This is a genomic window from Pantoea sp. BRR-3P (genome assembly GCF_039621635.1).
Lineage (GTDB): Bacteria > Pseudomonadota > Gammaproteobacteria > Enterobacterales > Enterobacteriaceae > Pantoea > Pantoea floridensis.
In genome coordinates, this window is record NZ_CP155066.1 from 4,170,123 (window position 1) to 4,182,842 (window position 12,720).

A 12,720-nucleotide genomic window follows, 5' to 3' on the forward strand; every position below is an offset into this window, starting at 1 on the left:
TATTTTTAATTCTTTAATCCGTGGATAACTTTGTGTCAGTCTTGTTCTATAACGACCTCGGGAGAGCAAGCAATGAATAAGTGGAGTATTGGTGTCACCTTGTTACTGGCCTCAACCAGTGTTCTGGCAAAGGATATTCAGCTGTTAAACGTCTCATACGATCCTACCCGTGAGCTGTACGAACAGTACAACAAAGCGTTTAGCGCACACTACAAGCAGGAAACCGGCGACAACGTGGTGATTCGCCAGTCGCACGGTGGATCGGGTAAACAAGCGACTTCCGTGATCAATGGCATTCGTGCTGATGTGGTTACGCTGGCGCTGCAATCCGATGTGGATGCTATTGCTGACCGTGGTCGTATTAATAAAGATTGGATCAAACGCCTGCCGGATAACTCCGCCCCTTACACCTCAACCATCGTGTTCCTGGTCCGCAAAGGCAACCCGAAGGGCATTCATGATTGGCCAGATCTGATCAAACCGGGCGTTTCCGTTATCACACCAAACCCGAAAACCTCGGGTGGGGCACGCTGGAACTATCTGGCTGCATGGGGTTGGGCGCTGGATCAGAACCATGGCGATCAGGCCAAAGCGCAGGCTTACGTGAAGTCGCTGTTTAAGAACGTTGAAGTACAGGATTCTGGCGCACGTGGTGCGACCAATACCTTCGTTGAGCGCGGTATCGGCGACGTGCTGATTGCGTGGGAGAACGAAGCGTATCTGGCGGTCAATAAACTGGGCAAAGACAAGTTTGAAATCGTTACGCCAAGCGAATCGATCCTGGCTGAACCGACGGTTTCCGTGGTGGATAAAGTGGTAGATGAGCAAGGCACGCGTAAAGTGGCTGAAGACTATCTCAAGTATCTCTATTCACCAGAAGGCCAGACCATTGCCGCCGAGAATTTCTACCGTCCACGTGATGCAGCCGTGGCGAAGAAGTTTGCTGATAAATTCGCGCCGGTGAAACTGTTCACGATCGACAGCAAGTTTGGTGGCTGGACGCAAGCCCAGAAAACCCATTTCGCCGATGGCGGCAGTTACGACCAGGTGATGAAGCCTTAACAAATCCAAAAACGGCCAGCGATAATGCTGGCCGTTTTTTTATGTCTGAAGACAGGCGCTGAGGATTAGTCCGTGACTTTCATCATCTGTCAGGCGAGGATGCTGGCAGATGATGAATAGAGGAATCGGGCTATGCAGGGCAGTCATCGTACCCTGAAGTTGCTTACCGCATTATTGGTGCTGTTGATTGTTGGACTGATCGGCGGTGCTCTTCACCTACAAAAAAACAGCGATGCCTTATGGCAGATCATTAGCGAGAAATGCGTGCCAAATATGGCAGCCAGCGGCAAACCTGCGCCTTGCCAACAGGTGAATACCGCCCAGGGTTACGTCACGCTGAAAGATCTCAATGGTCCATTGCAGTATCTGCTGATGCCGATAGAAAAAATCACCGGCATGGAAAGCCCCATCATTCTCAATCCCGCAACGCCGAATCTGTTTGCCGATGCCTGGCAACAGCGTGTTTTGCTCGCGCAGAAGCGCGGCGCACCCATTGCTGACAGCGCGCTGTCGCTGGCGATCAATGCGCAATATGGGCGCACGCAGAATCAGCTGCATATTCATATTTCCTGCCTGCGACCGGATGTCCGTCAGCAGCTGGATACACTGGCACCAAGACTTAATGCGCAGTGGCAGAACGAAACGCTGCTGAAACATCGCTATTGGGTGCGAACGCTTTCTACGGCGGAGTTGGCGCAGCAAAGTGCTTTTATTCGTCTGGCGGATGAAGTGCCTAACGCACGTAGGGAAATGGGCAAATATGGCATGGCGCTGGCGCAACTGCCGGATGGGCGCTTAGCGCTGCTGGCACTGGAACGTAACTGGTTGACGTTGAACCGCGGTTCAGCGGAAGAGTTGCAGGATCATCAATGCAGGATCTTGTAGGGGCGGCATTGATGGCGACCCATAAAAAAGGCGGCTAATCAGCCGCCTTTTCTGCATCAACAACGAAAGATTATGCGTTTTTCGCTGCTGCTGCGGCTTTCACGATCACGGCGAAAGCATCCGCTTTCAGGGATGCACCGCCAACCAGAGCGCCATCGATATCGGGCTGGGTGAACAGCTCAGCGGCATTTTTATCGTTCACTGAACCGCCGTACTGAATGATCACTTGCTGTGCGATAGCGGCATCTTTCTTCGCGATGTGGTCACGAATGAATTTGTGCACGGCCTGAGCCTGCGCTGGGGTAGCGGATTTACCGGTACCGATGGCCCAAACTGGCTCGTAAGCGATGACTGCGCCTTCGAACGCTGCTGCGCCCTGCGTTTCCAGCACGGCGTCGATCTGACGTGCGCACACTTCTTCAGTTTTGCCTGCTTCGTTTTCTGCGTCGGTTTCACCGATGCATAGAACCGGCACCAGGCCAGCTTCTTTCACCACGGCAAATTTCTTCGCGATGAACTCGTCGCTTTCTTTATGGTAGGTGCGGCGCTCAGAGTGGCCGATGATGATGTATTTCGCGCCGACGTCTTTCAGCATGTCTGCAGACGTTTCGCCAGTGAATGCGCCAGACAGATTCACGTCGACATTCTGAGCACCCAGAGCGATGTGGCTACCGGAAATGGCGTGTTTCGCCAGGTCCAGATAGATAGCCGGCGGGGCAATCGCTACGCCACAACCATCAACACCAGACAGCTCTTTGCGCAGGCCTTCAATCAGCTCTTTAGTGATCTGCTTGCTACCGTTCAGTTTCCAGTTACCCATAACCAGTGGATGTCGCATTCTTTCCTCCGCATAACGCGATTCATGAAATAGCGCTGCCATCGGGCAGCGATGTCTGCGAGACAGTATAGAGATCAAATGGGTTGCTGGCTTTGCTTTTCGTCATTTTTGCCGGTGTGATCAGGGTGTCGCGAGCGCCAGTTTTATCGGCTCAACGGCGAAGGTTAAACCCTTGTCGCCGTTGTCCGCGACCACGAAACGCAGTGCGCCTTCGGTGCGGGAAAAATAACGTGCGCCTTTACCCGCGCTCAGCAGAGAATCGAGCTTTTTGCGCCCATCCTCGGCCGACAAGCCAGGGATGAAGAAGCGCAGTAGGGCGGTCATATAATCCATGGCGCGCGCCTGAGCGGCTTTCATATCGGGGCCAGGAACGGGCAGCCAGGTGATTTGCAAGGTTTTGATCTTGCCGGTGCCTTGTTCCAAAGCCGTAGACGCGTACAGCGTTTCGCTGATTTTGCTGGCAGCACGCGTCAGATTGCTTTTATCGCCGCGATTATCAATGGCGCGATATTCCTGCAGCGGTTCATTGGGATTGGCGGCATTGTACTTTTCACGAAACTGCGCAACGGTCATATCGAACGTCGGCGCACCCGCCAGCAGATAGGGCGCAGCAGGCAGATGATCGCTACGATCCAATGCAGGTGCATCCTCCGCCCAGACGGGAAATGTCAGTGCGAGGCCAAGCAGCAGCGCGACTGGCAGGTTGTTCATTGCTTCGGCCCTAAATCATTCACTTAGCCCACGATTAGAACGGTTTTTACCGGGGAAAGTCAAAACCCACATTGGGAAAAATCTGACATTCTTCGCCTCGCACGTATCACCAGTAATGCTCGCTGGTCATATGGCCGGGTTTGCGTTTGAAATGCTTACGCATCTCACGGGTATCTTTCAGCAACTGTTGGGTATCGCGCACCATTTGCGGATTTCCGCACAGCATCACATGGCTGGTTTCTGCGGTGAGCGGCAGGCCGACCGCACGCTCCAGTTCGCCGCTCTCAATCAGTTGCGGTACACGACCGTGCAGCGAACCGGCGATCTCTTCGCGGCTCACCACCGTTTGGATATGCAGTTTGCCCTGATAACGCTGCTGCAGCTGCTGCATTAAGGGCAGAAAGCTCAGGTCATCGGCGAAGCGCGCGGCGTGTACCAGCACAATGTTCTCAAAGCGTTCCAGATCTTCGCCCTGTTGCAGAATCGATAAATAGGGACCGATCGCCGTGCCGGTCGCCAGCATCCACAGCGTTTGGCAGTCAGGAATTTCGTCGAGCACAAAGAACCCAGCGGCTTCTTTGGTAATCATCACCTGTTCGCCGGGCTGCAATGCCTGCAAACGTGGACTCAGTTTGCCTTCCGGCACGGTGACCAGATAAAACTCCAGCAGCGGATCCTGCGGTGCGTTGACGTAAGAGTAGGCGCGCTGCACACGCTCGCCGTCAATTTCCAGTGCCAGCTTGGCAAACTGACCTGCGGTAAAGGTATCAATGGGCGCTTCGACGCGCAGACTGAACAGTGCATCGGTCCAGTTTTTTACTTCTTTCACTTCAGCATTGATCCACTCTGCCATGTTGGCTCCTTAGTGTTGATTACCCGTCATACTTCAAGCCCCCTCATGGGGCCTACTCTTGGTGCAGCTGCGATGGCTACGTGTGCTCACCCCCGTCACTTACTCATGTAAGCTCCCGGGGATTCACACACTTGCCGCCTTCCTGCAACTCGAATTATTTAGGCTATATGATCGCTATTGACCTCACGGATTACCACCCTCGCGTCCAGCAAAGGGCTCTTAGCGACAAACGCAGCGCACAGATCAGCAACTGTAGCGGCCGGTTTACAATCTGGACGTCAACCTTGACGGCTTAAGACACTACAGCTTTGCCGGCGCCTTTCGATTTGTCACTGAATCCTGATATTTTTGCCGCCATCAATCCGAAGCGGCCTGTTTTGTGCTGCTTATTCTTTGTTTCTCAGGCAGACATTTTGTTCCATGTTGATAAGTAAAACGCAAAATCGCTTTCTATTATTCATGCTGATCGTGCTGGTGGCGGTGGGGCAGATGGCGCAAACCATCTATGTTCCGGCGATGGCCAATATGGCTGAGACGCTCAATGTGCACAGCGGCGCCATTCAGCAGGTGATGGCCGCCTATCTGATGACCTACGGCGGATCGCAGCTGATCTATGGTCCACTTTCGGACAGCGTTGGCCGACGTCCGGTGATCCTTATCGGCATGACGATCTTTGCTAGCGGTGCGTTGATCGCCATGTTCGCGCCCTCGCTGGATATTCTGGTCGTGGGCAGCGCAGTGCAAGGTTTAGGTACCGGCGTGGCGGGCGTGATGGCGCGTACCATGCCGCGTGACCTTTACTCTGGCATCGCACTGCGCCAGGCGAACAGCTTACTCAACATGGGCATTCTGGTCAGCCCCCTGCTGGCGCCGGTGATTGGCGCGCTGCTGACGCATCTGTTTGGCTGGCACGCCTGTTTCGCCTTCCTGCTGCTGCTATGCCTCGGCGTTACCGCGTCGATGGCTCGCTGGCTGCCGGAAACCCGTCCAGTGGATACGCCTGCGACGCCGTTCCTGAAGCGTTATGCCACGTTGCTCAGCGACGGCAATTTCGTGCGTTATCTGCTGCTGCTGATTGGCGCGCTGGCGGGCATCGCGGTATTCGAAGCCAGCTGCGGCGTGCTGATGGGCGGCGTATTGGGGCTGGATGGTTTGACCGTCAGCGTCCTGTTTATCCTGCCGATTCCGGCGGCATTCTTTGGGGCGTGGTTTGCCGGACGCGAGCAGAAATCCTGGCACACGCTGATGTGGTACGGCGTGAACAGCTGCCTGCTGGCGGGTTTATTGATGTGGGTTCCCGCCTGGTTTGGCGTGATGAATATCTGGACGCTGCTGGTGCCGGCTGCGCTGTTCTTCTTTGGCGCGGGCATGTTGTTCCCGTTGGCAACGTCGGGGGCGATGGAGCCGTACGCGTGGCTGGCGGGCAGTGCTGGTGCATTAATTGGTGGCTTGCAGAACCTCGGTTCTGGCGTGGTTGCGTGGCTGTCAGCTCTGCTGCCGCAGCACGATCAATCCAGCCTCGGCATGCTGATGTTTGTGACATCGCTGGTGATGCTGCTGTGCTGGTGGCCGCTCTCGCGTCATCCGGAGAGCGGCAAGCAGGCGATTACAGGATAAATTGATGCAGCGCCGCGTCTTTGCGGTCCAGATAGTGGATTGACTGGATGCGGCGAATGGTGCGCGATTTGCCGCGTACCAGCAGGGTTTCGCTGGTGGCGATGTTGCCGTTACGCGTGATGCCTTTCAGCAAATCGCCGGTGGTGATGCCGGTGGCGGCGAAGATCACGTTATCGTTACGCGCCATCTGATCCAGCTTCAGCACCTGATCCGCTTCAATGCCCATTTCGGCGCAGCGTTGTAGTTCATTTTCACCCAGGCGGCGATTCTCTTCGCTGTCGCCTTTTACCACGTGCCGCGCCAGCAGGCGCGCCTGCATATCGCCATCCATTGCACGAATGACCGCCGCTGATACCACGCCTTCTGGCGCGCCGCCGATGCCGTACATCACATCCACTTCGCTATCCGGCATACAGGTGAGGATCGAGGCTGCAACATCCCCATCCGGGAAGGTGAACACGCGCACGCCGAGCTGCTGCAGCTGAGCAATCACCGCATCGTGGCGCGGTTTAGCCAGAATCGAAACGGTTAATTGGCTAAGTGGTTTGCCGAGCGCCAGCGCGATATTTTTCAGATTGATATCGAGCGGCAGATTGAGGTCGATGGCGCCGCGTGCGCCTGGCCCGACAATCAGTTTCTCCATGTACATATCAGGTGCGTGCAGGAAGCTGCCTTTATCGCCCACCGCCAGCACCGCCAGCGCGTTGGCCTGGCCCATTGCCGTCATGCGCGTGCCTTCAATGGGATCAACGGCGATATCCACCGCGTCGCCGTGACCGGTACCGACTTTCTCACCGATATACAGCATCGGCGCTTCGTCGATTTCGCCTTCGCCAATCACAATCTGGCCGTCGATATCAATAGTGTTGAGCATAATGCGCATGGCATGAACGGCTGCGCCGTCGGCCGCATTTTTATCGCCGCGTCCTAACCAGTGATAGCCCGCCAGAGCGGCGGCTTCGGTCACGCGGGAAAATTCAATCGCGAGTTCTCGTTTCATGGTTGCACCTGACAAAAAACAGGCGGGCAGTTTAACACAGCGGGGAAGAGTGACGGGGGAAAAACCCGCGGCAGGGCGCCGCGGGTCAGCAGGATTTTACTCTTCGTCTTCCCATGCTTTCGCACGGGCAACGGCTTTCTTCCAACCGGCGTAACGCACGTTACGTTCGGTGGTTTCGATGCTTGGACGGAACTCGCGTTCAATCACCGCTTTAGCACGCACTTCTTCCAGATCGCCCCAGAAGCCGACCGCCAGGCCAGCAAGATAAGCCGCACCCAGCGCAGTCACTTCACGCACTTCCGGACGCTCAACGCGCGTGCCGAGAATGTCTGACTGGAACTGCATCAGGAAGTTGTTGGCAACCGCACCGCCATCCACGCGCAACGATTGCAGGCGGGTGCCGGCATCGTTTTGCATTGCTTCCAGCACGTCACGCGTCTGGTAAGCAATCGATTCCAGCGTGGCGCGAATGATGTGGTTGGCGTTGGCACCGCGCGTCAGACCGAAGATTGCACCGCGTGCATACGGGTCCCAATAAGGCGCACCCAAACCGGTGAAGGCGGGCACCATGTAAACACCGTTGGTGTCCTTCACTTTCAGCGCAAAGTATTCAGAGTCCGTCGAATCGCTGATCAGCTTCATTTCATCACGCAGCCACTGAATTGACGCACCACCAATAAACACCGCACCTTCCAGCGCATAGTTCACTTCACCACGCGGACCGCAGGCGATGGTGGTCAGCAGACCGTGTGTTGACGTTACCGCTTCAGTACCGGTGTTCATCAACATGAAGCAACCGGTGCCGTAGGTATTTTTCGCCATACCCGGTTGTACACACAGCTGGCCATACAGCGCCGCCTGCTGGTCACCGGCGATACCGGCGATAGGAATACGCGTACCGCCCTTACCACCAATGTTGGTCTGGCCGTACACTTCTGAAGAACCTTTCACTTCTGGCAGCATTTCGCGCGGGATATCGAGGATCTCCAGCATGCGCTCATCCCACTCCAGCTTGTGGATGTTGTACATCATGGTACGCGAGGCGTTGGTGTGATCGGTAACGTGCACGCGCCCTTGCGTCATTTTCCAGATAAGCCAGGTATCAACGGTACCAAACAGTAGCTCGCCGCGTTTAGCACGCTCACGTGCGCCTTCAACGTTATCGAGAATCCACTTCACTTTGGTGCCAGAGAAGTAAGGGTTGATCACCAAACCGGTGGTGTGCTGGATGTACTCTTCCAGGCCCTCTTTCTTCAGCTTGTTACAGTAATCGGCGGTGCGTGGATCCTGCCAAACGATGGCGTTGTAGACAGGTTTACCGCTCTCTTTATCCCACACGATGGCGGTTTCACGCTGGTTGGTGATACCGATTGCCGCGATCTGGTCAGAGTTAATGTCCGCATGGGCCAGCACTTCCACCAGCGTTGAACTTTGTGACGCCCAGATATCCATTGGATCATGTTCAACCCAACCCGCCTTCGGGTAGATCTGAGTAAATTCGCGCTGGGAAACCGCAACGATGTTGGCATCATGATCGAGCACCACGGCGCGTGAGCTGGTTGTGCCCTGATCGAGTGCAACGATATATTTTTTATCAGTAGTCATTGTGCTTTCCTGATGATGTATCAATGAAACTTAGGCTTTACGCTGCTGAGCGCGTGCAACCGGTTTTTCTGCTGTGCTGGCTTCCGCAACGTTAACTGGCAGGTGACGACCAATCAGTGAGCGATAACCGAAGGCTCCGAGGCAGGCACCGATCAGCGGGCCAAAAATCGGAACCAGGAAGTAAGGAATATCTTTGCCACCGGTGAACGCGACGTTGCCCCAGCCGGCGAAGAAGGCGAACAGTTTCGGACCGAAGTCACGCGCTGGATTCAGTGCGAAGCCGGTCAGTGGACCCATGGCACCACCGATAATGGCCACCAGCAGACCAATCAACAGTGGGGCCAGCGGACCACGTGGAACACCGTTGCCGTCATCGGTGAGCGCCATAATCACGCCCATCAGTACTGCCGTAATCACCATCTCCACCAGGAACGCCTGACCAACACTGATGTGCGGGTTCGGATAGGTAGAGAAGATACCGGCCAAATCGAGGCTTTCGACGCTACCGCGTACCATCTGGTGGCTGGTTTCAAAATCCACGAACAAATTGTAGTAAAGACCGTAAACCAACGCGGCAGCGCAGAAGGCGCCGGCAACCTGCGCCAGGATGTACGGGACAACTTTACGACCTTCAAAGTTTGCGAACAGGCACAGCGCGATGGTGACGGCTGGGTTAAGATGCCCGCCTGAGACACCGGCGCTCAGATAGACCGCCATGGATACTGCTAAACCCCAGATAATACAAATTTCCCACTGACCGAACGCAGCACCGGCTAATTTCAGTGCGGCAACGCAGCCTGCACCAAAAAAGATGATCAAACCGGTGCCAATAAATTCGGCGATGCACTGACCTGTTAGTGTGTTAGTTGTTTGACTCATAATGGCATTCCTGAAGCGAGGTTAAATTTTATCAGTTTTTGTTCTCATCCATGAGTCGCCCAGCTTTTAATGTAGGGTTGATGTGAATTTATCGTTAACGAGCATAAACGAGAAATAGCGAAATTGAAAATTGTGTACTGCGTCATAAAAATGCGCGTTTTCGCGTCTTTTGCGTTTCTTTAAGGCCCATTCACCCTATCTGGCGGAAAGATCTTTAGGTGATCGCCCACACAAATGCGCGAAGATGCGCATTTTTTTAGGCATTGACTGAAAAGTGTTACAGACTGCCCTCGCAGGCCTTGTGCCGCTGGACTTGCTGGGTTTGGCTACATACAATCGAGTCATCGTGGTTGAGCGCACCATAATAAGGCATGCACCAGCCCCATCAACGCCTTGCAAGATTTAGGAGAGGTCAGAAAGATGTCATTTGAAGTATTCGAGAAACTGGAAGCGAAAGTACAGCAGGCGATTGATACCATCACTCTGCTGCAGATGGAAATTGAAGAGCTGAAAGAGCAAAACAATAACCTGAAAAACGAAGTCAGCCAGGCTTCAGGCAACCAGGATGCGCTGGTACGTGAAAATCAGCATCTGAAAGAAGAGCAGCACGTCTGGCAGGATCGTCTGCGGGCACTGCTGGGAAAAATGGAAGAAGTTTAAGCGTTATCGCTTAAACCAACGGGTGCCGCGGCACCCGTTTTTGTTGCGGCTTACTCGATGTCGAGCGCGTCTTCAGACAGGATAATGCCGGTATTGTCGGCATACAGATGATCGCCAGAGAAGAAGGTTACGCCGCCAAAGTTAACGCGTACGTCACTCTCGCCAATGCCTTCACCCGCTGCTCCTACCGGAATTGCCGCAATCGCCTGAATGCCGATTTCCAGCTCTTCCAGGTCATCAACCTGACGCACCGAACCGTAAATCACAATGCCTTCCCACTCATTTTGCGCTGCCAAAGTCGCCAGCTGAGCATCGACCAGTGCGCGACGTACCGAGCCGCCGCCATCCACCAGCAATACGCGACCCCGACCATTCTCTTCCAGCAAATCGTAGAGTAAGCCGTTGTCTTCGAAACATTTCACTGTGGTGATTTGACCACCGAATGAGCTGCGCCCACCAAAGTTAGAAAAAAGCGGTTCAACAACGTTCACAGCTTCGTGGTAGATGTCACAGAGTTCAGATGTATCGTATTTCATGAGGGTTTTCGTCTGTTTGCCACAGGAGCGCTAAGTATATCGCTATCTGGCGATTGTTGGCAAAATCATCAACCGCCAAAAAAAGCGCTGCATCAATATCCTGCGTAATAAAAAGCCCGGCGCAGTGGCCGGGCGGGAATAGCGGGGACGACGCTTACAGAATGAAGCGGCTGAGATCTTCGTCGGCCACCAGCTCATCCAGATGCTTACCAACGTACTCGGCATCGATGGTAATCGACTCGCCGTTACGATCGCTGGCGTCATAGGAGATATCTTCCATCAAACGCTCCAGCACGGTATGCAGACGACGCGCACCAATGTTCTCAGTGGTTTCGTTCACCTGCCACGCTGCTTCGGCAATACGACGCACCGCATCATCGGTAAAGTCGATGTTAACCCCTTCAGTACCCATCAGCGCTTTGTACTGTACGGTCACCGAGGCATTCGGTTCGGTCAGGATACGTTCGAAGTCGTTGACGGTCAGCGCCTGCAGCTCAACGCGGATCGGCAGACGGCCCTGCAGCTCTGGAATCAGATCGGAAGGGCTGGCAACCTGGAACGCACCGGATGCGATAAACAGAATGTGGTCGGTTTTCACCATGCCGTGCTTGGTGGATACGGTGCAGCCTTCAACCAGCGGCAGCAGATCGCGCTGCACACCTTCACGTGAAACGTCTGGACCGCCGGCATTCTGACCGCCGCGCTTACAGATTTTATCGATTTCGTCGATGAACACGATGCCGTGCTGCTCAACCGCATCAATGGCATCCTGCTTCAGCTCTTCCGGATTCACCAGCTTGGCCGCTTCTTCTTCAATCAACAGCTTCATCGCTTCTTTGATTTTCAGCTTACGCGGCTTCTGCTTCTGGCCACCGAGATTCTGGAACATCGATTGCAGCTGGCTGGTCATCTCTTCCATGCCAGGAGGCGCCATGATTTCAACGCCGGCTGAGGAAGCGGCCAGATCGATTTCAATCTCTTTGTCGTCCAGCTGGCCTTCGCGCAGTTTCTTGCGGAAAGACTGACGCGCTGCCGAGGGCTCAGCCGCTTGCTCAGCCTGGCCCCAGTTATTTTTCGCCGGTGGGATCAGCACATCAAGGATGCGCTCTTCCGCCATCTCTTCGGCGCGGTATTTATTCTTCTCAATCGCCTGGCTGCGCACCATCTTAATGGCTGAGTCGGTCAGGTCGCGAATAATAGAGTCGACTTCTTTACCGACATAACCGACTTCAGTGAATTTGGTCGCTTCTACTTTAATAAACGGTGCGTTAGCCAGTTTGGCCAGGCGACGCGCTATCTCGGTTTTACCCACACCAGTAGGACCAATCATCAGAATATTTTTCGGCGTGACTTCGTGGCGCAGCTCTTCGTCGAGCTGCATGCGGCGCCAGCGGTTACGCAGGGCGATGGCGACCGCCTTTTTTGCGCCGTCCTGGCCGATAATAAAGCGGTTAAGCTCGCTGACAATCTCGCGTGGAGTCATCTCGGACATGATTTTGATCCTTACGCCTTAGACGGCAATGCTTCGATGTTGATGTTGTGGTTGGTGTAGATACAGATATCGCCGGCGATGTTCAGCGCCTTTTCCACAATATCTTGTGCACCAATGTCCGTGTTCTCCAGCAGTGCGCGTGCTGCTGCCTGAGCGTAAGGGCCGCCAGAACCAATCGCAATCAGGTCATTTTCCGGCTGGATAACGTCGCCGTTGCCGCTGATGATCAGTGAGGCGTTTTCGTCAGCGACCGCCAGCAGCGCTTCAAGGCGGCGCAGCATGCGATCGGTACGCCAATCTTTCGCCAGTTCGACCGCCGCTTTCACCAAATGACCCTGGTGCATCTCCAGCTTGCGCTCAAACAGTTCAAACAGGGTGAAGGCATCTGCGGTACCGCCAGCAAAGCCAGCGATCACTTTATCGTTGTAAAGACGACGGACTTTTTTAACATTGCCTTTCATTACGGTATTGCCGAGCGTAGCCTGGCCATCACCGCCAATCACTACCTGGCCGTTGCGTCGTACACTTACTATTGTTGTCACGGGCAGACCCCTTGTTGCAGTAGAAAAGGAACTCCGCGCA

Annotated in this window: 13 protein-coding genes; 4 read left to right on the top strand and 9 right to left on the bottom strand. The window is 54.6% G+C overall.

What is annotated here, in order from left to right; translation table 11 throughout:
• Positions 1–72 precede the first annotated feature (72 nt).
• Both AAGR08_RS19280 and AAGR08_RS19285 read left to right on the top strand, forming a co-directional pair.
• A complete protein-coding gene (locus tag AAGR08_RS19280; protein WP_097095642.1) occupies positions 73–1,062 on the top strand; it encodes a sulfate ABC transporter substrate-binding protein in 990 nt (329 codons plus the stop codon).
• A gap of 132 nt (positions 1,063–1,194) precedes the next feature.
• Entirely contained in the window at positions 1,195–1,947 is a 753-nt protein-coding gene (locus AAGR08_RS19285) for a CDP-diacylglycerol diphosphatase (RefSeq protein ID WP_345827755.1), read from the top strand.
• Positions 1,948–2,017: 70 nt separating this feature from the next.
• Here the strand turns inward: AAGR08_RS19285 and tpiA are convergent, their stop codons facing one another.
• The 3 genes from tpiA to fpr all read right to left on the bottom strand — a co-directional run bounded on the left by tpiA (position 2,018) and on the right by fpr (position 4,349).
• Entirely contained in the window at positions 2,018–2,785 is a 768-nt protein-coding gene (gene tpiA / locus AAGR08_RS19290; protein WP_008109693.1) for a triose-phosphate isomerase, read from the bottom strand.
• 120 nt (positions 2,786–2,905) lie between these two features.
• Positions 2,906–3,496: a YiiQ family protein gene (locus AAGR08_RS19295; protein WP_345827756.1), complete on the bottom strand. Its 591-nt coding sequence runs from the start codon at positions 3,494–3,496 to the stop codon at positions 2,906–2,908.
• A gap of 106 nt (positions 3,497–3,602) precedes the next feature.
• Positions 3,603–4,349 carry a ferredoxin--NADP(+) reductase gene (gene fpr, locus AAGR08_RS19300; RefSeq protein WP_345827757.1) on the bottom strand — a complete coding sequence of 249 codons (747 nt, stop codon included), beginning with the start codon at positions 4,347–4,349 and terminating at the stop codon, positions 3,603–3,605.
• 420 nt (positions 4,350–4,769) lie between these two features.
• Here fpr and emrD point away from each other — a divergent pair, with 420 nt between their 5' ends.
• Positions 4,770–5,966 (top strand): multidrug efflux MFS transporter EmrD, encoded by a 1,197-nt coding sequence (gene emrD, locus AAGR08_RS19305; RefSeq protein WP_345827758.1) that lies wholly within the window; start codon positions 4,770–4,772, stop codon positions 5,964–5,966.
• Here emrD and glpX read toward each other — a convergent pair.
• The 3 genes from glpX to AAGR08_RS19320 form a co-directional block, all read right to left on the bottom strand.
• Positions 5,956–6,966, bottom strand: coding sequence for a class II fructose-bisphosphatase (gene glpX / locus AAGR08_RS19310; RefSeq protein ID WP_345827760.1), 1,011 nt, complete (start codon positions 6,964–6,966; stop codon positions 5,956–5,958). The genes emrD and glpX overlap by 11 nt on opposite strands.
• 96 nt (positions 6,967–7,062) lie before the next feature.
• On the bottom strand, positions 7,063–8,571 hold the full coding sequence (glpK, locus tag AAGR08_RS19315; protein ID WP_345827762.1) for a glycerol kinase GlpK: 1,509 nt from the start codon (positions 8,569–8,571) through the stop codon (positions 7,063–7,065).
• Positions 8,572–8,601: 30 nt separating this feature from the next.
• On the bottom strand, positions 8,602–9,450 hold the full coding sequence (locus AAGR08_RS19320; RefSeq protein ID WP_097095648.1) for an MIP/aquaporin family protein: 849 nt from the start codon (positions 9,448–9,450) through the stop codon (positions 8,602–8,604).
• A gap of 420 nt (positions 9,451–9,870) precedes the next feature.
• Between AAGR08_RS19320 and zapB the strand changes: the two genes are divergently transcribed.
• Positions 9,871–10,110: a cell division protein ZapB gene (gene zapB, locus AAGR08_RS19325; protein ID WP_097095649.1), complete on the top strand. Its 240-nt coding sequence runs from the start codon at positions 9,871–9,873 to the stop codon at positions 10,108–10,110.
• Positions 10,111–10,160: 50 nt separating this feature from the next.
• On the opposite strand, the gene rraA is transcribed toward zapB, so the two are convergent.
• The 3 genes from rraA to hslV form a co-directional block, all read right to left on the bottom strand.
• Positions 10,161–10,646: a ribonuclease E activity regulator RraA gene (gene rraA / locus AAGR08_RS19330; RefSeq protein ID WP_097095650.1), complete on the bottom strand. Its 486-nt coding sequence runs from the start codon at positions 10,644–10,646 to the stop codon at positions 10,161–10,163.
• 154 nt (positions 10,647–10,800) lie between these two features.
• Positions 10,801–12,138, bottom strand: a complete 1,338-nt coding sequence (gene hslU / locus AAGR08_RS19335) for an HslU--HslV peptidase ATPase subunit (protein WP_007885388.1) — start codon at positions 12,136–12,138, stop codon at positions 10,801–10,803.
• Between the two features lie 11 nt (positions 12,139–12,149).
• Positions 12,150–12,680, bottom strand: coding sequence for an ATP-dependent protease subunit HslV (hslV, locus tag AAGR08_RS19340; RefSeq protein ID WP_007885391.1), 531 nt, complete (start codon positions 12,678–12,680; stop codon positions 12,150–12,152).
• Positions 12,681–12,720: the final 40 nt, after the last annotated feature.

Coding starts and splice junctions, on each gene's coding strand:
- AAGR08_RS19280 (WP_097095642.1), top strand. CDS start 73: ATGAATAAGTGGAGTATTGGTGTCACCTTGTTACTGGCCTCAACCAGT.
- AAGR08_RS19285 (WP_345827755.1), top strand. CDS start 1,195: ATGCAGGGCAGTCATCGTACCCTGAAGTTGCTTACCGCATTATTGGTG.
- tpiA (WP_008109693.1), bottom strand. CDS start 2,785: ATGCGACATCCACTGGTTATGGGTAACTGGAAACTGAACGGTAGCAAG.
- AAGR08_RS19295 (WP_345827756.1), bottom strand. CDS start 3,496: ATGAACAACCTGCCAGTCGCGCTGCTGCTTGGCCTCGCACTGACATTT.
- fpr (WP_345827757.1), bottom strand. CDS start 4,349: ATGGCAGAGTGGATCAATGCTGAAGTGAAAGAAGTAAAAAACTGGACC.
- emrD (WP_345827758.1), top strand. CDS start 4,770: ATGTTGATAAGTAAAACGCAAAATCGCTTTCTATTATTCATGCTGATC.
- glpX (WP_345827760.1), bottom strand. CDS start 6,966: ATGAAACGAGAACTCGCGATTGAATTTTCCCGCGTGACCGAAGCCGCC.
- glpK (WP_345827762.1), bottom strand. CDS start 8,571: ATGACTACTGATAAAAAATATATCGTTGCACTCGATCAGGGCACAACC.
- AAGR08_RS19320 (WP_097095648.1), bottom strand. CDS start 9,450: ATGAGTCAAACAACTAACACACTAACAGGTCAGTGCATCGCCGAATTT.
- zapB (WP_097095649.1), top strand. CDS start 9,871: ATGTCATTTGAAGTATTCGAGAAACTGGAAGCGAAAGTACAGCAGGCG.
- rraA (WP_097095650.1), bottom strand. CDS start 10,646: ATGAAATACGATACATCTGAACTCTGTGACATCTACCACGAAGCTGTG.
- hslU (WP_007885388.1), bottom strand. CDS start 12,138: ATGTCCGAGATGACTCCACGCGAGATTGTCAGCGAGCTTAACCGCTTT.